21 protein-coding genes are annotated in these 24,697 nt (G+C 69.2%); 8 read left to right on the forward strand and 13 right to left on the reverse strand.

What is annotated here, in order from left to right:
- Positions 1-93 precede the first annotated feature (93 nt).
- On the forward strand, positions 94-552 hold the full coding sequence (locus QC765_RS15970; RefSeq protein WP_278315432.1) for a peroxiredoxin: 459 nt from the start codon (positions 94-96) through the stop codon (positions 550-552).
- 230 nt (positions 553-782) lie between these two features.
- Here QC765_RS15970 and QC765_RS15975 read toward each other — a convergent pair whose 3' ends face one another.
- The 4 genes from QC765_RS15975 to QC765_RS15990 are packed head-to-tail and all read right to left on the reverse strand — an operon-like array spanning position 783 to position 5,298.
- On the reverse strand, positions 783-2,594 hold the full coding sequence (locus tag QC765_RS15975; protein WP_278315433.1) for an AMP-dependent synthetase/ligase: 1,812 nt from the start codon (positions 2,592-2,594) through the stop codon (positions 783-785).
- A gap of 10 nt (positions 2,595-2,604) precedes the next feature.
- Positions 2,605-3,279 (reverse strand): hypothetical protein, encoded by a 675-nt coding sequence (locus tag QC765_RS15980; protein ID WP_278315434.1) that lies wholly within the window; start codon positions 3,277-3,279, stop codon positions 2,605-2,607.
- A 22-nt stretch (positions 3,280-3,301) separates the two neighbouring features.
- On the reverse strand, positions 3,302-4,162 hold the full coding sequence (locus QC765_RS15985) for an SDR family NAD(P)-dependent oxidoreductase (protein WP_309297313.1): 861 nt from the start codon (positions 4,160-4,162) through the stop codon (positions 3,302-3,304).
- A complete protein-coding gene (locus QC765_RS15990) occupies positions 4,159-5,298 on the reverse strand; it encodes an SDR family NAD(P)-dependent oxidoreductase (protein ID WP_278315435.1) in 1,140 nt (379 codons plus the stop codon). Before QC765_RS15990 ends, QC765_RS15985 begins: the two co-directional genes overlap by 4 nt.
- Positions 5,299-5,559: 261 nt before the next feature.
- Between QC765_RS15990 and QC765_RS15995 the strand changes: the two genes are divergently transcribed.
- Entirely contained in the window at positions 5,560-6,168 is a 609-nt protein-coding gene (locus tag QC765_RS15995) for a TetR/AcrR family transcriptional regulator (RefSeq protein WP_278315436.1), read from the forward strand.
- Positions 6,169-6,266: 98 nt separating this feature from the next.
- On the opposite strand, the gene QC765_RS16000 is transcribed toward QC765_RS15995, so the two are convergent.
- The gene (locus tag QC765_RS16000) at positions 6,267-7,061 is read right to left on the reverse strand and encodes a hypothetical protein (protein WP_278315438.1); all 795 of its coding nucleotides are present in this window, start codon (positions 7,059-7,061) and stop codon (positions 6,267-6,269) included.
- Between the two features lie 415 nt (positions 7,062-7,476).
- On the opposite strand from QC765_RS16000, the gene bluB reads away from it, so the two are divergent.
- Positions 7,477-8,136, forward strand: a complete 660-nt coding sequence (gene bluB, locus QC765_RS16005) for a 5,6-dimethylbenzimidazole synthase (protein WP_278315439.1) — start codon at positions 7,477-7,479, stop codon at positions 8,134-8,136.
- On the opposite strand, the gene QC765_RS16010 is transcribed toward bluB, so the two are convergent.
- Positions 8,133-9,701, reverse strand: coding sequence for a multicopper oxidase family protein (locus tag QC765_RS16010; protein ID WP_278315440.1), 1,569 nt, complete (start codon positions 9,699-9,701; stop codon positions 8,133-8,135). The two genes, bluB and QC765_RS16010, sit on opposite strands and share 4 nt — an antisense overlap.
- Before the next feature lie 160 nt (positions 9,702-9,861).
- Between QC765_RS16010 and QC765_RS16015 the strand changes: the two genes are divergently transcribed.
- From QC765_RS16015 to QC765_RS16025, 3 genes are read left to right on the forward strand one after another with little or no spacing between them, the layout of a single operon-like run.
- Positions 9,862-10,248 (forward strand): hypothetical protein, encoded by a 387-nt coding sequence (locus QC765_RS16015; protein WP_278315441.1) that lies wholly within the window; start codon positions 9,862-9,864, stop codon positions 10,246-10,248.
- 51 nt (positions 10,249-10,299) lie between these two features.
- On the forward strand, positions 10,300-11,694 hold the full coding sequence (locus QC765_RS16020) for a dihydrolipoyl dehydrogenase family protein (RefSeq protein ID WP_278315442.1): 1,395 nt from the start codon (positions 10,300-10,302) through the stop codon (positions 11,692-11,694).
- Between the two features lie 58 nt (positions 11,695-11,752).
- On the forward strand, positions 11,753-12,643 hold the full coding sequence (locus QC765_RS16025; protein WP_278315443.1) for a siderophore-interacting protein: 891 nt from the start codon (positions 11,753-11,755) through the stop codon (positions 12,641-12,643).
- 30 nt (positions 12,644-12,673) lie between these two features.
- Here the strand turns inward: QC765_RS16025 and QC765_RS16030 are convergent, their stop codons facing one another.
- The 7 genes from QC765_RS16030 to QC765_RS16060 all read right to left on the reverse strand — a co-directional run bounded on the left by QC765_RS16030 (position 12,674) and on the right by QC765_RS16060 (position 22,333).
- Positions 12,674-13,981: a lipopolysaccharide biosynthesis protein gene (locus QC765_RS16030; protein ID WP_278315444.1), complete on the reverse strand. Its 1,308-nt coding sequence runs from the start codon at positions 13,979-13,981 to the stop codon at positions 12,674-12,676.
- Between the two features lie 202 nt (positions 13,982-14,183).
- Positions 14,184-15,500 carry a ricin-type beta-trefoil lectin domain protein gene (locus QC765_RS16035; protein WP_278315445.1) on the reverse strand — a complete coding sequence of 439 codons (1,317 nt, stop codon included), beginning with the start codon at positions 15,498-15,500 and terminating at the stop codon, positions 14,184-14,186.
- Positions 15,501-15,740: 240 nt separating this feature from the next.
- On the reverse strand, positions 15,741-16,634 hold the full coding sequence (locus tag QC765_RS16040) for a glycoside hydrolase family 16 protein (RefSeq protein ID WP_278315446.1): 894 nt from the start codon (positions 16,632-16,634) through the stop codon (positions 15,741-15,743).
- A 56-nt stretch (positions 16,635-16,690) separates the two neighbouring features.
- Entirely contained in the window at positions 16,691-16,900 is a 210-nt protein-coding gene (locus QC765_RS16045) for a hypothetical protein (RefSeq protein WP_278315447.1), read from the reverse strand.
- Complete coding sequence (locus tag QC765_RS16050; protein WP_278315448.1) at positions 16,897-19,080, reverse strand: serine/threonine protein kinase; 2,184 nt, start codon at positions 19,078-19,080, stop codon at positions 16,897-16,899. The genes QC765_RS16045 and QC765_RS16050 overlap by 4 nt, the downstream gene beginning before the upstream one ends.
- Positions 19,077-21,140: a glycosyltransferase gene (locus QC765_RS16055; RefSeq protein WP_278315449.1), complete on the reverse strand. Its 2,064-nt coding sequence runs from the start codon at positions 21,138-21,140 to the stop codon at positions 19,077-19,079. The genes QC765_RS16050 and QC765_RS16055 overlap by 4 nt, the downstream gene beginning before the upstream one ends.
- Positions 21,137-22,333: a glycosyltransferase family 4 protein gene (locus QC765_RS16060; protein WP_278315450.1), complete on the reverse strand. Its 1,197-nt coding sequence runs from the start codon at positions 22,331-22,333 to the stop codon at positions 21,137-21,139. Before QC765_RS16060 ends, QC765_RS16055 begins: the two co-directional genes overlap by 4 nt.
- A 302-nt stretch (positions 22,334-22,635) precedes the next feature.
- On the opposite strand from QC765_RS16060, the gene QC765_RS16065 reads away from it, so the two are divergent.
- On the forward strand, positions 22,636-23,946 hold the full coding sequence (locus tag QC765_RS16065; RefSeq protein ID WP_278315451.1) for a hypothetical protein: 1,311 nt from the start codon (positions 22,636-22,638) through the stop codon (positions 23,944-23,946).
- The gene (locus QC765_RS16070) at positions 23,943-24,605 is read left to right on the forward strand and encodes a DUF998 domain-containing protein (protein WP_278315452.1); all 663 of its coding nucleotides are present in this window, start codon (positions 23,943-23,945) and stop codon (positions 24,603-24,605) included. The genes QC765_RS16065 and QC765_RS16070 overlap by 4 nt, the downstream gene beginning before the upstream one ends.
- Positions 24,606-24,697: the final 92 nt, after the last annotated feature.

The raw sequence follows: 24,697 nt of genomic DNA on the forward strand, positions 1-24,697 counted from the left end.
ACGATAGTGGCCAGGCGCTCTCCGCACGGCCATACCGGTCAGGCGTTCCCGCTCGCGCTGAAGTTCACGGCGAGCGCCGGTAACCTCAGCCGTGTGAACACTGGAGACAAAGCCCCCGACTTCGCCCTTCCCGACCAGTTCGGGACCGTCCGCTCCCTCGACGAGCTCCTCGCCGACGGGCCGATCGTGCTCTTCTTCTACCCTGCCGCGAACACCCCCGTCTGCACGGCGCAGGCGTGCCATTTCCGCGACCTCTCGGCTGACTTCGCTGCCGCTGGAGCAGCTCGCGTCGGCATCAGTACCGACGACATGCAGACCCAGGCGGGCTTCGCCACTGCGCAGGAGATCGACTACCCGCTGCTCTCGGATTCCGACGGCACGATTGCCGCCCGGTTCGGCGTCAAGCGCGGCCTCCTTGGTCGGCTCGCGCCCGTCAAGCGCAAGACTTTCGTCATCGACACCGACCGCACGATCCTCGGTGTCATCTCCAGCGAGTTCAAGGCGAACGCTCACGCCGACGAAGCCCTCGAGATCCTCGCCAACCGCTCCTGAACCACGCGGATGGGACGCCACCAGCACCACATGATGGCGCCCCATCCGCGGTGGTCGCGCGGGCATCGGCGCTCGGCCGGTCCCGTGGCGCTCCCCTCCCCCCCCCCGGATCTGCTAGCTGATGTCACGTTCTCGCAGCCGTGTCGCGGCGTGTCGCGTGACATTGACCAGCAGATTCGGGCTGGCGCAGCACCCAGGCCCAGACCTGGCGCCAGACCCAGACCGGCCGATCACCGGCCGTACAGCGCCGCGATATCGGCGGCGTGCTCCTTGGCGACGATGGCCCGCTTGAGCTTCATCGACGGCGTGAGCTGCCCGTCCTCGACGGTCCAGTCGTGGGCCACGATCCGGTGGGCGCGCACGGATTCGGCCTTGGAGACGGCCTTGTTGCCCTCGGCGATGGCGCCGTCGATCTCGGCGCGCAGCTCGGTGTCCTCGAGCAGGCCAGCGACGGTGGGGGTCTTGCCCCGGGCCAGCGCCCACGGCTCGAGGGCCTCGGCGTCGAGGGTGATGAGCGCGCCAACGAAGGGCTCGTTTTCGCCGACGACCATGACCTGGCTGATCAGCGGGTGGGCGCGGATCCGGTCCTCGATGACGGCGGGCGCGACGTTCTTGCCGCCCGCGGTGACGATGATCTCCTTCTTCCGCCCGGTGATGGAGAGGTAGCCGTCCTCGTCGAGGGTGCCGATGTCGCCGGTGTGGAACCAGCCGTCCGTGTCGAGCGCCTCGGCGGTGGCGGCGTCATTGTTCCAGTAGCCCCCGAACACCATGGGTCCCCGCGCGAGGACCTCGCCGTCGTCGGCGATGCGAATGGTGGTGCCGGGCACGGGCTGTCCGACGGTTCCCATGCGCGGTGCCGCGGGCGGATTGACCGTGATGGCGGCCGTGGTCTCGGTGAGCCCGTAGCCCTCGAGGACGGTCAGCCCGATGCCGCGGTAGAAGTGCCCGAGCCGGGCACCGAGGGGCGATCCGCCGGAAATGGCGTGGGTGGCCAGCCCGCCGAGGGTGGCGCGGAGCTTGCGGTAGACGAGCACGTCATAGAGCTTGTGCCGGGCGCGCAGCGACCAGGCGATGCGGCCGGACTGGCTGTCGTCGAGGGCCTCGCTGTAGGCAATAGCGGTGGCGGTGGCCCGGGCGAAGATAGTGCCCTTGCCCGCAGCGTCGGCCTTGCGTGCCGCCCCGTTGTAGACCTTCTCGAAGACGCGGGGGACGGCGAGGATGAAGGTGGGCTGGAACTCAGCGAGGTCGTCGAGGAGAGTCTTGATGTCGGGCGAGTGGCCGAGCACCACTCCGGCGTGCACGCAGCCGAGCTGGATGACGCGGGCGAAGACATGCGCGAGCGGCAGGAAGAGCAGGGTGGCGCTGCCGGGGCGGTCGAACACGTCGGCGAGCTGCGTGGTGACGTTGGTGACCTCGCCGAGGAAGTGGCCGTGGGTGAGCGCGCAGCCCTTGGGCCTACCGGTGGTGCCAGAGGTGTAGATGAGGGTCGCGGTGGTGGTGGAGCGGAGCCCTTCGCGACGGTGCGCGACGGTGTCGTCACCGAGTCCGGTGCCGAGGTCGCGGAGCACCGGGAGCGGACGGGCGGGATCGGTGGCTGGGCCCTCGATCTGCCAGATGTCGCACTCGTTGCCATCGAGGACCGTGGCGACAGTGAGGGCGAGCGCGGGCGACTCCGCGATGCAGGCGACGGCCCCGGAATCGGAGAGGATCCAATGGATCTGCTCGGCGGAGGACGTCTCGTAGATCGGCACCGTGATCGCGCCCGCGCTCCAGATCGCGAAGTCGCACAGGGTCCACTCGTAGCGAGTGCGGGAAAGCAGCGCCACGCGATCTCCAGGCAGGATGCCGCTGGCGATGAGCCCCTTGGCGAGATCGTCGACCTCGCGCAGGAATCCTGCCGCGGTCACGTCGATCCAGTCGCCCTCGGCCTGTCGCTGGAAGGCGATGCGAGTGGGGTCGGTGATGGCGTTGCGCACGATCATGTCGGCGAGGCTGTCGCCAGGCTCGACGTGCTGCGCTGGGGGGACGGTCATCTCGAGCATGGGGAGGCTCCTAGGTGGTGGTGATGAGGGATCGGATGGCGGCGCGGCGCTCCGCGCTGGTGGGATTGCGGTCGAAGCGCAGCGAGCGGATCGCTTCCACCTCGCGGAGGAAGCGGGGCAGGGCTTCCTCCGCCCCGGCGCTGATGCTGACGTGGGTGGAGGCGGGCAGCGCGGCGCGGGCCTGGGTGTCGAGCTCGAGCAGGGCCGGTGTCCAGGGCGTGCCCGGCGGGAGGAGGATCGCGACGGGGGCGGCGATGCGCGACAGGTCGATGCAGCGGTCGCCGAGGTGCGTGTGGCCTGGGTGCTGCTCCGCGGGAAGGGCCGCATCTTCGGGAGTGTCGGCGAGCAGGGTGATCGAGGCGATCGGCAGGTGGGGGAACTCCGCCGCGCACAGCAGCGCCCGCAGGCCAGCGATGTTGCGGCCGACGAGGTGCACGGGCGCCCCACTCGCCTCGCGGCTGGCCGCGAGGATGGCGTGCGGCAGCAGCTCGTGGACCCAGCGGCGGGTGCTGGGCCCGCGCAACGGCCAGGGCAGCCGACGGGACTGGACGCGGGAGACGGTGTGGCCTGGCACGGCGAGCGGGGCCTCGTTCGCCGTGGTGGCGAGGTGCAGGACGGGAGCGGCGGGCTGGTTGGTCATGCGGGGCCGCAGCGAGCGGATGGGGCGCGGGGCGAGGATAGTCATGGTGTTCTCCTGGCGGGGTTGATCAGCGACGGCCGACGAAGTCGTCCATGGTCTTGTGGATGCCGAGCACACGGCCGGCGAGGAAGTCCCGGAGCGGGGTGGGCATGATGCCCTTGACGACCTCGCTGAGCACGACGGTGCGCGGCAGGATAACGAATGCCGAACCCGCCTTGGCGTGCTTCCAGGCCTGGTCAACGACATGCTGCGGCTCGAGGATCGGCAGTAGCGGAGCAGGCCGCGCGCCCTCGAACATGCCGGTGCTGATGTAGTACGGGCACACCGTGGTGACCTTGACGTGCCGGTGGCCTGCCTGCTCGAGCTCGAGTCGCACCGAGTCCGACCAGCCGACGGCGGCCCATTTGGATCCGCAGTAGGCGGCCATGCGGGGGTTCGCGGTGAGCCCGGCCGCGGAGGCCACATTGATGACGCGGCATTCCTCGGTGGTCGCGACCATGCCCGGCAGGAACTCGCGGGTGATCAACATGGGTGCCACCGCGTTGATGGCCATGGTGAGGGTGGTGTCGCCGGCGCTGGGGGTTTCCCAGAAGTAGGAGTTGCCGCGCACGATGCCGGCATTGTTGATGAGGATGTGCACGGTGCCGATCTCGTCGCGCACCTTCCGCGCGGCTCCCGCGATGGCGTCCGCATCGGAGACATCGACGATCTGCGCCTGGACGGTGGCGCCGAGCTCGCGCAGTTCCCGGGCGGTCTTCGCGAGCGCGTGCTCGTTGATGTCCCAGAGGATGAGCGTGGCGGCTCCCTCGGCGAGGGCGCGGTGGGCGTGGAGGGCTCCCATGCCCATGGCCGCGCCGGTGATCAGTACGGTCTTGCCATTGATGTTCTTCATGAAGCTCGTGTCCTTCGTGTTGTGGTGGGTGTTCACCAGTGGATGCCGGGCAGCAGCCGCATCATGGCGGTGGCAGTGCCCGAGAGCGGCTGGGTGCGGGCGAGGCGCGAGGCGCGGGCAAGCAGGAGGGTGCGGCGCGACAGGCCGGGGCTCTTGGTGTTGTTGTCCTGGGCCTTGGTCCCCTGGGTCTGCTCCCCCTGGGTCTGCTCCCCTTGGGCGGCGAGGGAATCGGGGAATGCCTTGTATGCCTGGTGCAGGATGCGGTCGGTGATCTTGGGCGCGAGGGCGTGCATGAGCTCACCGAAGGTGCCGACGGGGGTGCCGATCTCGACGGGGCGCTTGACGAGCGCACGGACCACGAGGTTGGCGGCCTCCTCGGGGCTCAGGGTCGGGAACGCGTCATACATGGTGGTGGGCGCGATCATCGGGGTGCGCACGAGCGGCATGTGGATGGTGGTGAAGGTGACGCCACTGCCGAGGGTCTCGGTCGCCACCACGTCGCTGAACGCGTCGAGCGCGGCCTTGGAGGCTACGTAGGCGGAGAAGCGGGGAGCGCTGGTCTGCACGCCGATGGAGGAGATGTTGACGACGTGGCCGAACCCGTTGGCCTTCATGTGCGGCAGCAGGCCGAGGATGAGGCGGATCGCGGCGAAGTAGTTGAGCGACATGGTGCGCTCGAAGTCGTGGAACCGGTCGTGGGAGAGGGCGATCGAGCGGCGGATGGAGCGGCCGGCGTTGTTGACGAGCATGTCGATGGTGCCGTGATCGTGGACGAGCTGATCGATGAGGCGATCCACGGCGTCGCCATCGGTGATGTCGCAGGGGTAGGCGAAGGCGGTGCCGCCATCAGCCTCGATGCTCTCCTTCACCTCGAGCAGCTTGTCGAGGCTGCGGGCGACGAGGAGGACGGTGCCACCGTTGGCGGCGATCTGGTGCGCGGCTGCGGCTCCGATTCCCGAGGAGGCGCCGGTGATGACAATGCGGCGATCGAGCAGCGGCTTGATGGTGCTGGGGCGGCGCGAGCGCAGGGTGGTGCTCATCGCGGCGGCGGCCTGGCGGGGAGCGCGCGCTACCGGGGCGAAGGCGTCGCGGGCAGGGGCGGTGAAGTTCTGCACGAGCAGGTCGGCGGGCTGGGTGAAGGCGAGGAAGGTGGCGGGGGCGAGGGTGGCCATGGGATTGCTCCTTGGTCGGGGGTCTGGCTTCGGGATTCTTGGCTTGGGCTTGGGTGCTGCGTGACGGCGGTGTCGTGGCCCCGAGCGGTGGTACTACTCCGTACCAGCTGTGCTCCAGTATGGTACGGCACAGTACCGCTTGACAAGTGGTGTTTGTCACACCCCATCGCCGCAGGTGGCGCGGCTCGCGTGGCAGCGCCGCCCGGCCGCCACGCCACGAGTACGATCACCTACCGCAGGAACCGAGCCACGAGGAGCGCCATGAGCACCACCCCGCCCATCGAGGGCGCCGCCAGCCCAGCGCGCGCACGCATGCTCGACGCGCTGGCCGACGCCGTGGCCGACAAAGGATTCAGCGCCACCACGATCACCGATGTCGTTGGCCGCGCGCATGTCTCGCGCCGCACCTTCTACGAGCACTTCGCCGACAAGGAGGACTGCCTCCTCGCCTGCCACCATGCGTTCAGCACCGGTCTCGCCCAGCAGCTGTCCGAGGCCTCGCAACGCGGAACCACCTCGACAGAGCGCATCACCGGCACCGTGGCAGCATTGCTCGCCGCCCTGCAGCAACACCCATCGGAGGCGCGCGTCTACTTCGTCGAGATGGCCGCCGCCGGGGACCGTCCCCGGCAGGCCCGGCGCGAGACCCAGCACATGCTGGCCACCCTCCTCGAGGAGCTCGCGCTGCGCGGCAGCCAGCGCAACCCCGCCATGTCCGCCATAACGCATGAGATGGCCCTCGCCCTGGTCGGCGCCATCAGCGAGCTGATTCTCGATGCGGCCGAGCGTGGCGCTCTCGACCAGCTAGCGAGCCTCGCCCCCACTGTCGAAACGCTGCTGCGCGCGGTGCTGCTCCGCCGCCAGGACTAGGCGGTCCCCGGCCTCGAGAGCCGGGCAGCGCTCATGCACTGAATAGCAGAAGGGCCCGACCGTGGTGCTGGTCGGGCCCTTCGCGTGGTGTGGGTGGATCAGGCGTCGTCGCCCTCGGCGGTCGCGCTTGCCTCGGCATCGACATCTGCCTCGGCGTCGGCGTCGGCGTCAGCGTCAGCAGCGGCTTCCGCAGCGGCCTGGGCTGCCTCGATGATGGTCGCTACCTGCTCGGGCGAGAGGTTGCCCCCAGCGGCCTCGACCTCGGCTGCAGCGGTGGCGGCGGTCTCGTCCTCAGGGGTAGTTGCTTCCTCGGTGGCTTCCGCAGCAGCGGGCTCCTCAGCGGGCGCTTCCTCGGCGGGTGCCTCTGCCTCGGCAGCAGGCTCCTCGACGGGGTTGGTGACCTCAGGCTCCTCGGCGGGTGCCTCTTCGGCCGGTGCCTCTTCCTCGGGAGCGGGGAGCGGGAGGACCTCGACGGAGGTGAGGTCGAGGGTCCGCTCGCCCTGCACGCCCGAGATGCGGATCTCGGTGAACTCGCGGTCCTCTTCCTCATCGGCCTGCGTCGCGTCGTCGAGCACGATCACGACGGGACTCGAGAATACGGTTCCCTCCGCGCACGTCGGCTGGCAGTTGTTGATCTGCTCGACGCCGGTACCGACAGCGACGTTGTCGTTCCACACGAGCCAGGTGATGAAGTTGACTGCGTTGTTCGCGTCGGCCGGGGTGATGATGATCGACTCGGGCTCCACCTGGCTGTTGCCCTGCGGATCGACGATCACCGAGGGAACGACCTCGGGCGAGTTCGCGATGACGGCGGCCTGTGCTGCGCCTGCCGTGCCGAGTGCCAGCGCGGCGGTGCCTGCTGTGATTCCGGCGGCGAATCGACGAGCGTTCATTGGGTTCTCCCTTCGGCCCACCCGAGCCGGGTGGGGGTGTTGCTGGGCTGTTCTGCTTTGTCGTTCCGGCTAGGCTGACCCGCCGTGTGAAACCAGTGTTGCACTGTTACGTGTGTTAACTACTGTGATCTCAGGCACGACCCTGAGCTGCAAAAACCTGATCAACCCTCTACCTGCACTTTAGATTGAGGCATAGCGCCGGGATGTGCGCCATGACACCACGCATCAAGCCCGAAACGTGATCAACCCGCGACGAAACCGACACTCCAGGAGGGGCATTCACGCGATTCGTCCCGGGCCCGCCTTCGCCTCGCCAGTGGAAACTTTTCCCCCGTGCAGCGGGAAAAGTTTCCACTCACAGCGCGCCCAGCCCAGCCGCGCCGCCCAGCCCAGCCGCGCATGATCGAATGTGTCCATGCCCGCACCGCTCCCCCTGTACGAGACCATCGCCGCCCGCCGTGACGTTCGCGCGGAGTTCACGGGCGCCACCATCGACGATGCTGTGCTTTGCCGCATCCTCGAGGCTGGCCATCGCGCGCCGAGCGTGGGCAATACGCAGCCGTGGGATTTTGTGGTCATCCAGGACCGGGCGCGCCTCGATGCGTTCGCGGAGCATGTGGCGGCGAGGCGAAACGCGTTTGCTGCCGGGCTGGATCCGGAGCGGCGGTCGGTATTCGACCGGATCAAGGTCGAGGGCATCCGGGAGAGCGGCACGGGAATCGTCGTCACCTACGACCCGGATCGTGGTGGCACGCATGTCCTGGGCCGGCACACGGTCGAGGACACGGGCTTGTTCTCAGCGGTGCTGGCGATCCAGAATATCTGGCTCGCCGCGACCGCGGAGGGCCTGGGCCTGGGCTGGGTGTCGTTCTACGAGGAGGAATTCCTCGCACGCTTCGTCGGGGCCACTCCCCCGCTGCGGCCCATCGCATGGCTCTGCGTGGGGCCAGTCACGCACCTGCATGAGATTCCCGACCTCGAGCGGCACGGGTGGCGCTCGCGGCGGCCACTGTCGAGCGCGATCCATCGGGATCGACTGGGGCACAACGGGGACGGGCCTGCGGGCAACGCCTAGACGACGGTGAAGTTGGCCATCATGGCCATGTCCTCGTGCTCGAGGTTGTGGCAGTGCATGACATAGCGCCCGCGGTAGCCGTCGAACCGGGTGATGACCTCGAGGGTCTCGAGCGGGCCGAGGTCCACGGTGTCCTTCCAGCCGACATCCCCGGGCCGCGTAGGACCACCGTTGCGGCTGAGCACCTGGAACGCGACGAGATGCATGTGCACGGGATGGGCGGCAACGCCGGTGAAGCGCCATATCTCGACGTCGCCGAAGCGGGGAGTGGCCCAGTCGCGCTCGGTATCGAAGGTGAGGCCGTTGATGGTCCACCGGTGCGGGAGGAATCCGGCCGGGCGAGCGGCACCGCCGTGGTGGTGGCCAGCCCCGAGCTCAAGAGCGAGGAAGAAGTCACGAGTGCGGACGGCGTCCTCCCGTCGCAGCGCGGGCACGGTGCTGAGCCGGTCGGGAATGTGTGTCTCGTCCTTGATGCGGCGCACCACGTGGAACTGCATCACCGCGTCGGTGCTGCCGAAGCCGAAGGTGTTGCGGATGGTGACGCGGCTACCGACCGGGTAGGCGCTGAAGTCGAGAACGGTGTCGATGCGCTCCCCGGGGGCGATGGTGATGACGCGGCGGCGGAGCGGGCGCTCGAGAAGGCCGCCGTCGCTGCCGATCTGGGTGAGCTCGCCACCGGGGTCGACCTCGAGACGGTAGGCGCGGGCATTGGAGGCGTTGATCCAGCGGAGCCGGTAGCGGCCAGCGGAGACCTCATGCACGGGCCACGGCGCGCCGTTGACGAGGATCGTGTCGCCGAGCACCCCGGCGAGATAGAGGGGGTGCACGCCGGGATAGGCCTGGTCGGGGGCGAGAGCGGGATAGGCGAACTGCGCATCGGCATCGAATGACCGATCCGCGAGGATGAGCTCGAGGTCGCGGTCGGCCTCGGGCAGCGGATGCGCGCGCTCCTCCTCGTCGCTGATGATGCAGGCACCGGCGAGCCCGGCGTAGACGTTGGGGCCGGTGAAGTCCATGGCGTGATCGTGGTACCAGAGCGTGGCGGCGCGCTGTTCCATGGGATAGGCGTAGTCACGCTCGCCGACGGTGGTGTGGCCGGGCATCGCGATGCCGGACTCGATGGCCTTGGGGGTGCGGCCGGACGCGGGAAGCAGCAGGTCGGTGGGGTAGCCGTCCTGCTCGGGAGGCATCCGTCCGCCATGCAGATGCATGACGGTGCCGATGTCGAGCTCATTGCGCACGCGCACCGCTACTGGCTGCCCGCGGTGAGCGCGGATCGTGGGCCCGGGGAAGGTGCCGTCATAGCCGGTGATGCGGGTGCGAGTGCCGGGGATGATCTCCTGCTCGGCGATGCGCTGCACGAACGAGACGCTGCCGCCGGTGCGCTGCGCGGGGCGCGGCAGGGGCACGACGAAGCGGGGCGGGAGCGGCCGGTCGCTGCGCACGAGCGCGGGCAGGAGGTTCGCCGCCTCCGAGGCTCCGCGGCTCGTGAGCACGCTGAGGCTGGCCGCGGCTCCGACGACGAGTGCTCCGCCGCCGAGCCTCAGGAGTTGACGCCTGTTCAACGCTGGGTTTCCTGTTCTGCCGCGCGATGCCGAATGCTCCCAAGGATTGCACACCGGCCCGCTCACTACCGGCCAAGGCACTACCGTCGCATGGCGCGCGCGTGCTTCTCGTTGCGGGTTCTCCTGCGTCCGCGGACTCGCATCGGGAAGAATGGTGGCGGTGAGAACACTCCTATCCTCGCCCCGCCCGGTGATCGCCGGCCTTGCTGCCACCTTGCTGCTGGCCTCGTGCTCGTCCGGCTCGCCAAGCCCGGAGGCCGACACGACGTACAACGAGGTCTGCGCAGAGGTGAGCACCTATCTGACGCAGATCGAGGAGATGCACCAGGAGCTCGATCTGGGCGAGGTCGATCGCCGCGCCGAGGCGGAGGAGTTCGTGAGGTTCGCGCAGGAGGACTTCGCCGATCTGCTCGATGCGGCACGCGAGGCCGGTGGCGAGGACCTGGCGACGGATGGCCCCGAGATCGAGACGTGGGAATCGCTGTCGGAGGAGGAGCGCGAGGCGTTCAAGCGTGCTGCCATCGACGCCGCCGAGGGGCGCTGCTAGCAAGTCCGAGGCCGCGCCGCGGCACCTGCTCGCCCGGAGAGGAAGCCAGCTATGTCGCAGGACAGCACCATCAACGATGTGACGAGCGCCCACGAGGCGGAGGTCATCGTGCTGGGCATGGGGCCCGGTGGCGAGGCGGTCGCGGGAGCCCTTGCCAAGGCCGGGCTCGATGTCGTGGGCATCGATGAGCGCCTGGTGGGCGGCGAGTGCCCGTACTACGGGTGCATACCGAGCAAGATGCTGGTCCGCGCCGCCAATGCGCTGGCCGAGGCCCGGCGGGTCAATGATCTCGCTGGCTCGAGCAGCGTCGAGCCGGATCTCGGCCCGGTGGCGCTGCGGATCCGCGAGGAGGCGACCGACTACTGGGATGACCGGGTCGCGGTGGAGCGGTTCGAGGGCGAGGGCGGGCGGTTCATCCGCGGCACGGGCACGCTCGTGGGGAAGAGTGCCGTGCAGGTAGGCGAGGTGGTGCTGACGGCGCGGAAGGGCGTGGTCATCGCGACGGGCACGGCCCCGGCGGTGCCACCGATCCCAGGGCTCGCGGACACGCCGTACTGGACGAATCGCGACATCCTCACGGTGGAGGAACCGCCCCGCTCGCTCGCGATCCTGGGCGGGGGCGCTATCGGCGTGGAGCTCGCGCAGGCGTTCGCGCGCTTCGGCTCGGAGGTGACCGTGATCGAGGCCGCGGATCGCATCCTTGCCGCGGACGAGCCGGAGGCCAGCCGTATCGTCACCGCGGCCCTCGACCGCGATGGCGTGATAATCCATGCCGGTGCTCCTGCCCAGGAGGTGACCCACGATGGCTCGGTCTTCACGATCTCGCTCCCCGATCGGATTGTCACGGCGGAGCGCTTGCTGGTCGCGGTGGGCCGCACGACAAGGCTCGAGGAGCTCGGGGTGGCGAGCATCGGTGTCGATCCGGGAGCACGATTCCTGCCTACGGATGGAACGCTGCGCGTGACGGATGGGGTGTGGGCGCTCGGCGATGTCACCGGCAAGGGCGCGTTCACCCACATGTCGATGTACCAGGCGGGGATCGTGGTGCAGGACATCCTGGGGCAGGATCCGCGGCCGGCGGAGTACCACGCTGTTCCCCGGGTGACGTTCACCGATCCCGAGTCGGCAGCGGTGGGGCTGACCGAGCAGCAGGCCCGGGACCAGGGCCTTCGCATCCGGACCGGGGTGGCGCGGGTGCCGTCGACAGCGCGGGGCTGGATCCACAAGTCTGGCAACGAGGGCGTGATCAAGCTGGTCGAGGACGCCGACGCGGGCGTCCTGGTTGGCGCGACGTCAGTCGGCCCGCATGGCGGAGAGGTGCTGGGCGCTCTCGCGGTGGCGGTTCATGCCCGGGTGCCCGTGCCAATACTTCGCGGGATGATCTGGGCGTACCCGACGTTCCATCGGGGCATCGAGGATGCGCTGCGGAATCTGCGCGACGCGTAATGACAACCCCCGCGCCCGCGAGGTAGGTTAGGGTTACCTACTACATCGAGGGGGCTGCGTGGCACGCGGAGAAGGTTTCCACCTGGGCGAGGTCATCGAGGCACGGCGGGTCACGCCCAGCATGGTGCGCGTGACGCTGGGCGGGCCCGGCCTGGCCGGATTCGCCTCGAGCGGCAAGCCCGATGAGCGGCTCGGCGTCTACTTCCCCAACCCCGGCAAGCGCGAGCCCCAGCGCCCCTCCATCACCGACGGCTCCTGGGAGTTCGCCGATCCCGAGGATGTTCCCGAGGCCCGCAGCTACACGGTTCGCAGCGCGCGGCCAGACCGCGGCGAGATCGACATCGATTTTGTCGTCCACCAGGGCGGGGTCGCCTCGGCATGGGCGATGCAAGCACGACCTGGCGATATCGTCGGCCTCTCCGATGCCGATGGATGGTTCGCTCCCCTGCCCGCCACGAGCCGCTACCTGCTCGTTGCCGATGCCACTGGCCTGCCCGCCGCGGCGCGCATCATCGAGGAAGCACCGCCGGGAACCCTCGTCGACGCCATCCTCGAGGTTCCCGCTGCCGAGGACGAGCACTATCTCGCGATGCCGGCCGGCTGCAGCGCGACCTGGCTCGTCGGCAGCGGGCTCGGCCATGCGCCCTCGCGCCTCGCCGAAGCGGTGCGCGAGCTCGGCCCCCTCACCGACGGCACCCACGTGTGGGTAGCCGCGGAAGCAGCCACGACGCGGGCGATCCGCAAGGACCTGCGGCGCGAGCGCGGCCTGCCCAACGCGCGCATGACCGTGATCGGGTACTGGAGGCAGGACAAGGAGGACTTCCTGCGCCGCTACGAGGCCCGGCAGGAGGATCTCCTCCGCACGTACAGCTCGCTGGTCGAATCAGGCGTGCAGGGCCAGGACCTCATCGAGGCGTGGGATACCGAGCTCGAGCGCGCCGGATTCTGAGTCCCGGCGGCGGGATCCCGGACTAGCTGCTCACACGACGAGCGGCTCGCCGAGGATGGCCTCCGGGTCGCGGGTGATCTCGCGGACGCCCCGCAGCAGCGGCACGATCAGGATCGCGGCGGTCACCGCGTACGCGGCCAGGTAGGACCAGCCGATCGAGACGATGCCGATGTCACCGATCAGCAGGATCACGCCGGTCATCACGATGATCGTGTTGACGGTCTGGGTCGCGACCGCGAGAACGAGCTTGCGACGGATGCGCGCGATGGCCGTGTAGAAGACCTCGAGGGCGAACAAGGGGGTGAACGCGGCGATCAGGAACAGCAGCGGCGCGCCGTCGGCGCGGTACTGCTCCCCGAGGAACCCGAGCACGGGCGGCGCGATCACCACGAGGAAGAAGGCACCGCCGGCGACCAGCACGGCCAGGATGAGCACGATCTTGCGGGTCAGGCTCGGGATGCCCTCGGGGTGCCGGGCCGCTTCCGCGACGTAGGGGCTGACCACCATGTGCAGCACGGTGAACAACGCTGCCGCGATCGACCAGGAGATAGCGAAGTAGGCGTTGGCCTCCGTGCCGAGCTGCGCCACCACGATCAGCGGCAGCACGAGGGGCGTGATCGCGGTCAGCGCGGTGATCCCGTAGGACGTGGCGAAGAAGGACCACAGCTCGCGCCGGGGCGGCAGCGCAGGGGGCGCGGCGAACCGGGATCGGCGGCCGATGCTGCGCAGCAGGGCCCACATGAGCACGGCGGTCGCGACAGCGGCCGGGATCGCCCAGGAGAGCGTGATCGTGGTGGCCTCGGCGAGCACGAAGGCGCCGGCGCACAGCAGCGCGAGCTTGATGACGGCGTGGAAGATGTTCTTCGCCGCGGCCCATCGGGCAACGCCGAGACCGGATGCCGTCTGGTCCTGCAGCGCGTAGACGGCGAGCACCACGACGAACACGGGGTAGGCCACCATCGCGGAGGTGGTGGCGAACAATTGCTCGCGCGGCCCGACGAGGATCATCACGATGCTGGCGAGCAGCGCGAACGCCGCCACGAGGAGGAAGCCACGGATCAGTAGCGGCCGGGCCGAGGTGCCCGCGCTCGACAGGAACCGCTCATACATCGAGCCGAGGCTGAGATTGGAGAGCGTGGCGAGCATCAGGCCCGCGGAGATGAGCGCTGCTGCGGCACCGACCTCCGATGCGGGATACAGGCGGGCCGCGAGCGCCCAGTAGGCGAGCCCGAGGACTGCTGTGATTCCGCCGGAAGCGATATTGGACAAGGCATTGATCTGGAGATTTCGATTTGCCTTGCCGATGCGCTGGTCCGCGGAGAGCACGCTTGCTGCCACGAGAATTCCCCCATTTTTCTCATCGCCAGTTGCGGGCCCGAGCACCCCCATCCGATCGATTCGATCCCTATCGGGGAATTCTACGTGCCGGCGCGCGTGGCGCCCGAGTGAGAATCCGCACGGGACGCGGAACGCGTGAGGCGGACCACCCTGGAACCCGCCCAGGCGCGGCCCGCCCCACGCAGCCCATCGCGGTGGGCGATCAGGGGTTGTAGGAGTACACCGATACCCAGTCGACGAGCAGGTTCCCGGAGGAGTTCCCGGTGCCGATGGTCTCGGTCTGGAGCTGCCAGCGCATCGGTCCGGAAGGCACCCACTCGGTGCTGTCGAGCACTACCTGGTCATCGAGGATGTAGCGAATGCGACCGGGGGTCCATTCCATGGTGAAGGTGTGCCATTCGGTGAATGTCTTTCCCGTTTGAATGGCGGATTCCTGGCAACCGTCAGCGCATGCCCCGGCGCCGGACCAGTGGTGGAATCCGCCGATCTCGCCAGCCGCATTGCCCTCGGGGAAGTCGAACTCGCCGTCCTCGGGCCATTTCTCCGACTGCGGCCAGAGCAGCCAGGCGATGTGGTAGTCGGACATGCTGGGGCTATCGACCTTGAAGCGGGCGGTATAGCGGCCGTAGGTCTGGTACTGCTGGTTGCCGTCGATCAGTGGCGAGGGGTTGGCCCCGGCGAGCTGGCCGTCAACAGTGTGCAGGTGGAAGTTGAGCACGCCGTCCTGCACGCTGAGCACCTCATCGGGCCGGTAGGGGCGCTTGTGATAGGTGTCGAGGTAGCACTTCGGGTACGTGCGCCATTTCTGCCCCTCGGCCCCGGTGTAGACGATCTTGTCGGGCTCGCACTCGTTCGCCCACGTGCCCACCGCCGCGTCCTTGGTGAAGTCATCCAGGAAGATCTGTCGCCAGCCGGGCAGGTCGCCGCGCGGCACGGGCACGCCGGAGGGAGAGCTCACGGGTGGTTCCTCCGGTTCGTCAGGCTCGCTGGGCTCGCCGGGGTCAAGGGAGCCCACGGGGATTATCGTCCATTCCTGGGCATTGGTGCCATTGCAGGTGTACTGGACGATGGGGTTTCCGTTGGTGTCGCGCGCGCCGGAGTTGTCGACGCACAGCTTGCTGGCGCGATTGCGGATGGTGCCGTCACCGGCGACATCCCACTTGAGATAGCGGGCGTTGGTGCAATCGTGCAGCACCAGGGCGGCGTTGGCCCACTTCGACCCGTCCTTGGGCCCGACGCAGAATCCTTGGATCCGGGCAGTGCCATCGGTGTAGGTGGCGATCTCCTGCGCGTTGGTCTGGTTGCAGTCGTAGAGCTGGATCGGGTTGCCGATTACCGCTTTGGCCTGGGCATTGTCGATGCAGCGTCCATTGTGGTTCTGGACGTAGGAGAGGGCGTCCTGGGTCTGTGCGCTCGATGGCGCGGCAGCGAGGGTAGCGCTGCTGGCCATGACGAGCGCGGCGAGGAGGATAGGGGCGCGGCGGGCGCGCGATGGGTGGAGCCGATCGGGGTTGTCCATGCGTGTCCCTGTCACTGGAAGGCCGAGGATGCACCGCAGAGTGCTTCATGACACATCAGTCACTCTGGGTGCATTGCGTCACTCGCGTGACTCTAGGACAGGGTCGCGGTGCTATTTCCCCGATCCGCGATCATTTAGGAAACTAAATGTTGGATTCCTAGTGACAAAATCAGCAGTGGCCAAAGATTGCGCATTGGTCAATCACAGGTTTATTGGCTGGAATATCCGTCGCGGCGTGGATCAGTCCTCCTCGATCGCGAAAGGACCGATCTCCCGGAACTCTGCCCCCGCGTCGCCCAGCGGCTCGCGTGGCGGCACCTCCTCCCACACCGGCTCATGCACCGTCACCCAGTCCACATCGACATTCACAGCGCCCGGCATGTCCTCGGCGGGACCACACGCGGGCATCCCCCACGAATCCCGCTTCTCGCACGCGCCCGCCTGCGCCTGGATCGCCAGCCACATCGGCTTGGCCGGAACATGATCAGCAACATCAAGCTCGGCCCACGGCTCGCCGTCGAGCAAGTAGCGGATACGACCGGGCAACCACTCGACCCCCACCGTGTGCCATTCGTCGAACACGCCCTCGGTGTCGGCCTGCGCGAAGAACCGCTCCTCCCCGTCGCGCCAATGCACGAACGACGACATGGTGCGTCGGTCGCCGTCGATGCTCTCCGCGATGTCGATCTCGGGCGGCCATTGCTCGTCCTGCGGCCACAGCAGGACGTGATAGCTGACGTCCTGCCCCCGGTCGACCCGCAGCCGCACCTCCCAGCGCCCATACTCCCGCGCCACCACATCATTGGACGCGCCGCCCGTGATGACCTGGTCCTGGAAGCGCGCGATGCCCAGGCGCAGCACCCCTCCCCCGACCGAGACGCGATCGGGCTCCCACCAGCTCAGGGGATCACCGCCCGGCTGACCGGAGTACGCCGCCCAGTCCTCGCCGAGCTCGCACCGCTCGAAGTCGTCGACGAACACCGGCCGCCACCCCGGCAGGTCGCCCCCGGGCGCAGGCTCCACGCCGTCGATACGCACCGCATCGCTGCCGCACTGAACCGGTCCCGCTGCCCCCGCCGGCTCCCCGGCCGGCACCGTGCACGAGGTGATGGCGAGCCCGACCGCACCCGCCAAAGCGACGATCCACATGCCCTGCCGGGAGCCAGGCCGGCGGGTTCCGGCCGGCGCGCTCACAACGCGACGTCGATGAAGCGCAGCGCGGTCACCACTGCTGCGGCGACGGTTACCACCAGAGCGCCAGCGACCACGATCCGCAGATCGCGCGAGCCGCCGCTGATCGCGCCTGCCTCGGCCACATCACGCTCCCGCAGGAGCGTCGCCACCAGGCAAAGGACCCCCGCGGCGCCAAAGAGCAGCACGCTCGCCACAGTCAGCATCATTCCTCCAGTTCCAGCACCGGCGCATCGGCACGGCGCAGCACGACCACGGATTCTCCCTGATACTCCGCCCGGTATCGCTCGGTCGCGAGCACCAGGTCTAGCTGCGCGCGGCTCTCCCCGAGGGAGATCCCGAACTGCAGCTCGGATTGATGGCGGTTGCTCATCGTGATGAACACATACTCCGGCGCCTGGCGCAGCGTGCACAGCGCCAGCCTGGCGAGGCAATCCTGCGAGTCGATCGTGGTGAGCTGGTAGCCGTCGATCGCGCGCGTGGTCATCAGCGCCGGCGCGGGCCCCCAGGTGAAGACCTCCGCGCCAGCGGGCACGCGCTCGGCGAAGCGATCGCTCATCGCGATCTGCTCAGCAGTGGAACGCTCGAATGCCGCGTTGAGCCCACGGTTCGCGGTCAGCAGGAGCGATGACGCGAACAGGGCCACCACTACGATCCCGGTGACCGCGAGGCGCCCGTTGCTCCCGGCCATCGCCGGTCGACGGGCGAGCTCGGATCCGAGGCGGCCCAGCGCGATCGCGGCCAGCGCGGCCATGACCGGGGAAGCCAGCAGGAACACCCGGATCACCGCTTCGCCCCCATAGCTCTGCACCACCACCAGGAAGAACGGCGCCACGACGAGCAGGCCCGAGATCAACCAGGCCCGGCCCCGGCGATGCAGCAGCCAGCCCGCGAGCGCGAGCAGGCCCAGCCCGCCCGAGGACAGCAGCCGCAAGTACTGCATGGCCATGTAGCCGGGCTGGGCGCCGAGGCGATCGGCCACGCCTGATTCGACCGCGCCACCGACGCCGCCGATATCGTCGAGCAGCATGCGCAGGTGCCCGGCCCAGAAGTCGACGGCCCCGAAGCTGAACCACGCCGCGAACATCAGCCCTGCAGCGAGCCATAGCATCCGGAAGCGGGTAGAGCCGGTCGCGGCGAACAGGAACAGCGCGATGATCAGCACTATCGGGGTGATCTGGTGCGAGACCACCATCGCCGCGATGATCACCAGCAGCACGCCCTCGAGCGCAAGCATCTGCCCCACTGGCATTCCCGCGGGCCGGCCGGTGACGCGGCGCGGCATCGCGAGCACGGCCCGCCACCACGGTGCCGGCAAGCCTGGTCCGGGCGCGGCGACAAGCAGCCACAACAGCACCGCGAGGATCGTCGCGTACAGGAACAGCGCCACCGCCTGCGGCGCGTAGTAGTCCTGCTGGTACCAGTTGAACACCACATAGACCAGCACCGCGAGCCACGCCAGGCGGGCCGAGCCCGTGATGGTGCGGGCGATCGAATGCACCGGCAGCAGCATCAGCCCGGTGAGCACCAGCGGGGCGAGCAGCAGCAACGGCTCGAGGTCATCCACCCCGGCGACCGCCAGCAGATGCGCGGATCCAGCGAAGAAGCCCGCCCAGCTGAACCGGGCATCCACCGGCGGCGGGAGCTGCTGGTAGTCGAGAAGGGTGGCGACGAGCCCGCGGTGGACGTATCCCGTGGGGACCGAGCTGACCCCGTCGGCGACACTGACGAGGTTGTTGACCACGAGCACCAGCACGAGCGCCCCGAGCGCGAGGAGCAGGTGATCGAGCTCGGGACGCAGCAGCGTGGTGCCCAGCACCAGCGCGATGAGCGCGAGCGCCACCAGGTAGGGCCAGCCGATCTCAGTGATGATGCCAAGCTGCCCGGCGCCGTCGACGTCGAGGATGCTGGCCTGGTAGAGGAACAGCAGCACCGCGGCGCCAAGCAGCAGCAGCGCGGCGGCGCGACGACCATCCAGCCAGTTCGGTGGCCATGCCCCGGCGGCCCCGCGCTGGCGCAGCAGGGCCATTGCCGACAACACGCCCAGCAGGGACAGCACCAGCTGCACGATCGCGGGCTGCCACCATCCCGTGACGATCTGGGCCTGGCCAGCGAGCAGCGTCACCGCCATGGAAAGCGCGACACCGAGCGTCGCGGTGAGCACCATGCTGGGCAGGCGCAGCGCCAGGGCCGCGGGCATCGCGACGGTCAGGGCGGCAGCGAGCACGAGGAGCAACCGGGCCAGTCCCGGTAGTGGCGCGGCCTGTCCGGCGAGCTCCGCCGCCGCGACAACGATGGCACCGGCGTTGGCGAGCAGGACGGCAAGCAGCAGCCGCGCCTCGCCGCGGGCCGTGGTGGGCTCCCTCGGGGTCAGGGTTGCCACGGTCATGTGATGCCTTCCTGACGAGCGGCGGAGGGCGTTGCCGTGCTTGCCCCGCCAGGATCGCGGGCAGCGAGGCAGCGCTGCCCGCGCGGCACCGCGAGGGCGCTGCGCAGGTACAACGCGGGGCCGGCGAGGAGCCCGGCGAGCTCGATCAGGGTGAGCGGGAGCGGCGGCGCGACGGATTTCGCGGATTCGCCGGCGCCGGGGCGAAGTGCCATGGCCAGCCCCCGGCCGGCGCCCGCTCCGATGGCGCGGGCAGGCTTGCCGCCAGCAAGGACAAGCTTGGCGAGGATAGCGCCCTGCCCGGTCCCATACCCGTAGGTCTGGCCGCGCAGGTCACTGGCGGTGGCGCGATGCTCGTGCCCCACCACTGCGGCGGGCTCGTAGTAGAGGGTGCCGCCGCGGAGCACATAGCGGCGCAGCAGGTCGAGGTCCTCGCCGCCACGGGTGGGCGTGCCGGGCCCCAGCGCGTGATCGAACCCGCCGATGGCTCGGACGACCCCGCTGCGGAAGGCCATGTTGTTGCCACTGCCGAGCTGCCCTGCGGTGCTGATGCGGAACAGGTCGCCATTCCATTCGGCTCCGGCGATCGGCGGCTCGGGCGGATCGATGGACCAGGCCCGCGGCTGCTCGCCCTTGTCGAACACCTGCGCGTCCTCGAACCACTGCTGCGCGCCAGTGCTGATCTCGATTCCCGTGACGCGGCCGGTGACGCAGCCGATACCGGGGTGGAGCGCGAACGCGTCGCGCAGCGTGGCGAGCCAGCCGGGCGCGGGCATCGCGTCGTCGTCGGTGAAGGCGATGATCCCGCCCGTCGCGCGGGCGATGCCCGTGTTGCGTGCCGCTGAGGCGCCGCGTCGCGGCTCCGGGATGAGCGAGAGCCGGGGGTCGGTGATGCCGTCGAGCGCTTTCCTGGCGCGTCCCGTGCTCGGGGCGTTGTCCACGACGATGACCTCGAGCGCGGTATTCTCCTGCGCCAGCGCGGCGGTCACGGCGCGTCGCAGTGACGCACGGCCGACGGTGGGGATGACCACGGTGATCAGCGTGGCCTCGTTGATGGGATCGCCGTGGAGTGGCGCGAGCTGGTCACTATCCCGCTGCCGGGCCGGGCGGCGGGCCATGAGGCTCGCGAGGCGGCCACGCAGCATGCCCCACGCTGTGACGAGGAGCCCCACGATGATCGTCGCCGCGCGGCGTGCCCCGGCGGGATCCCCGCGCAGTGCCTCGCCGAGCGATCGGATCACCCCGGCGGGCAGCGTGCGCGTGGCGTAGGCCCGCTCGCTGGACAACCCGGACTCGCTACCGACAGCCGCGGTGAGAATGGCCTTCGAGCGGCCCTCGTGGTAGCAGCGGCTCAGGAAGTAGCGGAACTGCTGCCGGTCCTGCGGAACGGCGTGATCCACCGCGAAGCCGATGCCCCGGACGAGCTCCGCCGCGGGATCATCAGCAGCGATGCGGATGCCCATGAGCGTCTCCTCGCACCCCACGGGCAGCGTGCCGACCCGGCCGAGCTCATTGGAGAAGCCGCCGATGCGCAGGAGCGACTCCCTGTCGACCGCCATGCACGCGCCGATGGGGTTGCGGATCGTGGCGCCGTCGGGGGCGATGCCGGTGTAGTCGCACCCGACGACCCATCCGAACTCCTCCGGGAACCATGCCGGTGCCCGGCCGCCCTCCCAGCGTGGATGCACCGCGCCACCGACCACGATGGCGGCTCGCTCGATGAGGATCGCGCGGAGCGCATCGAGCGCCTCATCACGGAGGATCGCATCGTCATCGAGGTAGACCAGCACGTCCTTGGTGGCGGCGCGAGCGCCGGTGTTGCGGGCACCAGAGAGCCCTGGCTGCTCGCTGTTCGCGACCACGCGGGCCAGCGGGAACGCTCGGGCGACACGGTCGAAGAGGGCCTGGTTGTGATCCACGACCACGATGACCTCGTCATGGGCCGGGATGGCCTGCGCGGAAGCAGCATCGATCGCAAGAGCGAGCAGGTCCCACCGCTTCTCGGTGTAGCAGCAGATCACCATTGCCAGGGACGCCGCGGGACTGGATGGCGGAAGTGTCACGATGCTTCTCCGTTCACGTGATCAATGGTGCCGGTGCGAGCGAGACGGTGGATCAGCTCGGCGAACGCCGCTCCCCGCGCCTCGATCGAGTAGCGCTCCCGGGCCTGCGCGAGAGCATTGACGACGAGGGAGTCGCGCAGGCGAGGCTGTCCGTGGATGAGCTGGAGAGCGCGGGCGAGCGCGGGCGGGTCGCGGGGCGGGCACGCAAGACCGGTCGAGCCGGTGGCGATGAAGTCACGCAAGCCTCCGGCATCGCTCGCCACCACGGGGATACCGCTGGCCTGCGCCTCGAGGGCGATCAGTCCGAACGGCTCCGCGTGGGAGGGACACGCAAGAACGTCGAGCTGGCGGAGGATTCCGGGCACGTCCTCGGTAGGCCCGAGGATGCGGCACCGGTCGCCGAGCAGGTCGGCCGCGCGACGCCGCAGCTGCGCGTGATAGCCGCCGCCGTCCTTGCTGGACCAGCCGATTAGCACGAGGCTCGCGTCGATGCCGGAGTCTATGAGGATGCGGGTGGCCTCGATGAGCTCGAGAAGCCCCTTCTCTGGGTCGAAGCGTCCGATCGCGCCGATCAGGAAGCTCTCTGGCCGCGCGGAGAGCAGGGCTCGCAGGGCATGGTCGGGTGGTCCCGGCGCGAACCGGCGCGTGTCGACGCCCTGGGGAATCAGGGTCGTGCGCTTCCTGGCCTCGAGGCCGAGCTGGTCCTGCACAGCAGTGCTGACCGCGATCGCACCGGTGGCGGCGCGGGTGGCGGCGTCGAGCGCCCGGCGTCCGATTCCCTCCGGAACGATGTCGTGCAATTCCAGGACAACGGGCCGCCGTGCGATTCTTCCCGCTACAGCAGAATCGATATGCGTCATCAGCCAGTTGGAATGAACAATGTCGTACGGGCGAAGCATTCGGGCAAATCCGGCAGTGGATCCGGCGCTCCTCGACCCCTGCTGGAGCAATTTCACGAGACCCAGGTAGCGTCCGGTCTCCGCGCAGCGAAAGCCATGGCGGGGCGGCAGGTCCAGCGGCACCAGCGTGCCACCGCGCTCCTTCCAGCGCCTTGCCGGCTCCCCGGCGGCGGGAGCAGCCAGGGCAATGTCGATTCCGTGCCCCTCGAGCACTGGGGCCAGCGAGAACAGGCTGCGGTCCGTGCCCCCCATGCTGCTCGACAAGGTCACCGACAACATCGACGTTCGACCCATGCTCCCCCCTCAGCATCGCGCATCCCGTATCCGCGAAATGCAATAGTCCCCTAGATGAATAAATACGATCCACGGAGCTAGCGCAACCGCAGGAGTGCCCAGCGAGTCAATTGTCACACGGCGCGACCGCCGTCTATGCGAGAGCTATAGTTCCTGGTAAGCCAGCCGTCATTGAATGGCCGCATGATCAGCCATTCAATGACGCCTGTCACACATCACGAAGAATGTGAACCACACTATTCCTGCGCCCATGGGCCGCCGAGTTCCCGGGCACGGCCAGCGCACCGAACCCAGGAGGCTCCATGTCGCATCACGAGCCCACGACCGCGGTCGTCCCCGTCACCGCGCTCGATATCGCGCGCGCGGGCACAACGACGCACGGCACCTTCGGACCGCTCGACATCACCGCCGACCAGCTCCAGCGCCGCATGGAGAAGCTCGCCACCGCCGCGCCCGCGACGCGCCTGCAAGCCCGGCCGCGCCTCGACAGCACCCGCTGGGAGCACGACCCCACGCTGCTGCGCGAAGCCGTGCTCGCCGCGCCCGCGGGCACGGCATGGACCCCGGCCGGCCTCACCGCGCACCGGGAGCACGAGCGCTCCGCCGCGCCGCCGATCGCTACCGTCCTGCATGACCAGCACATGCTCGTCGAGTTCGACCACGGGCTCGGCGACCAGAACTTCCTCGTCAACCTCTCGTCAGCGCTGACCTCGCCAGCAGGCGCTCCGCTGCCCGAATGGTTCTCCACCGCCAGCGTCCGTGCACCCCTGGCCCGAGCCATCGCGCGCACCTTCGGCACCTCTCCCCAGCGTTCGCTGGAGTTCCTCGCGCGCCGCCGCGACCAGAACAGCATCCCCGCCGAGGCGCCCGCGACGCCGTCCAGGACCGGCGAGGGATCTCCCGTGCCGTGGGCCCCCTCCTACGCGGTGGCCTACTCCCGCGGCACCAAGCAGGCCTGGGACGAGGTCGAGGCATGGCGCCGCAGCTTCGCCTCGCCCCCATCGATGGCGGCCATCAACATGGCCGTGCTCACGCTTGCCCTCCAGGAGGCAGGCATCGAGGTCTCCCCCACCTATCACATGCTGTTCGACGCGCGTCGCTACCTGCGCCCCACCGACCATGTGACGCAGAACTTCGCGTCGGGAGTGGACCTGCGGATCCCCGGTACCCTCACGCCACAGCGCCTGCACCGAGCGATCATGTCCGCTGTCACTACCGGCGCGCCACTGACCTCGCTCGCCGCGACGAAGCTCATGGTTGCCCGGCGGCTCCGCCGTGGCGAGCCCATCCCGCATCCGCTCGACCACACCGACCGGCCCGCGCGGCCCATCGCCCGCCTCGCCTTCACTGATGGCGGCCGGCCACCCCAGATCGCTGCGATGCCCTGGGCCGCCGGACCCGACGAGCGCCACTGCATCGTTGCCTGCACCCCGGGCGGCCCCGACTGGATCACGCTCGCGACATCACGCGTCGACAAGCGCTTCCACTTCACCGCCTCCTACTACGACAACGTGTTCCCGCGCGAGCGGGTCGAGGCCGCTGTCATCGCTGCGACCACCGAGCCCGTCGCCTTGCTCGACCGGCACGCCGCCATCACCCAGGAGGAAGCGTGACCATCGCCCCCTCGCCACGGGCCATCCCGCCCATGCTGTGCGCGATCGCGATCATCCAGATGCTCGCCGTCGAAGCCCTGGTCATCGCCACCCGCACCGATGGCTACAACCGGGTAGATCGCTATGTCAGCGAGCTCGGTGGCCCCTGGTTCCCGCTGTCCTGGGCAACGCTGATGGATGTGTCGATCCTGGTCGCGTCCCTAGCGCTCATCGCGCTCGCCGCATGGGGAACCGCCGCGCGCCTCATCCCCGGTGCCTACGCCGGAATCATGGTGTCCGGCGCGGCAGGTGGCTTCCTGATCGCGCTGTTCCCGCTCAGCGGCGGCTCGCCCCTGCACGGCATCGGCGCCAATGCGTTGTTCTCCCTGCTGCCGGTCGCGCTCGTGCTGAGCGCCACGGCGGCAACATACTCGGTCCCGCGCCCCTGGCTCCGTGCCGTGGTCGGCATCCTCGGCGTTGTCGGCTTCCTCGGGTTCACACTGCATGCCTCGATGATCCCGATCGCCGGGGGGCTCGGCCTCACGCAGCGCCTCGCCGTGTATCCGTCGCTGCTCGGCGCGGTTGCCCTGTGCGCACTGCTCGCCGGGTCGCGCCCGCGCGGTGGCCTGCCTCGCGGAGGCGCGAGCGTGCCGCCTCGCGGTGGCGCGAGTGTGCGATAAACGACAGCTCCAGCGCGGCGGTTTCAGGGAGCCATCGCAACACCTGCGATCAGTCCTGCCAGCTTGTCACAGGGCTTGCTCCAGCCCAGGGT

Origin of the sequence: Hoyosella levis (assembly GCF_026008515.1) — a bacterium.
Classification (GTDB): domain Bacteria; phylum Actinomycetota; class Actinomycetes; order Mycobacteriales; family Mycobacteriaceae; genus Lolliginicoccus; species Lolliginicoccus levis.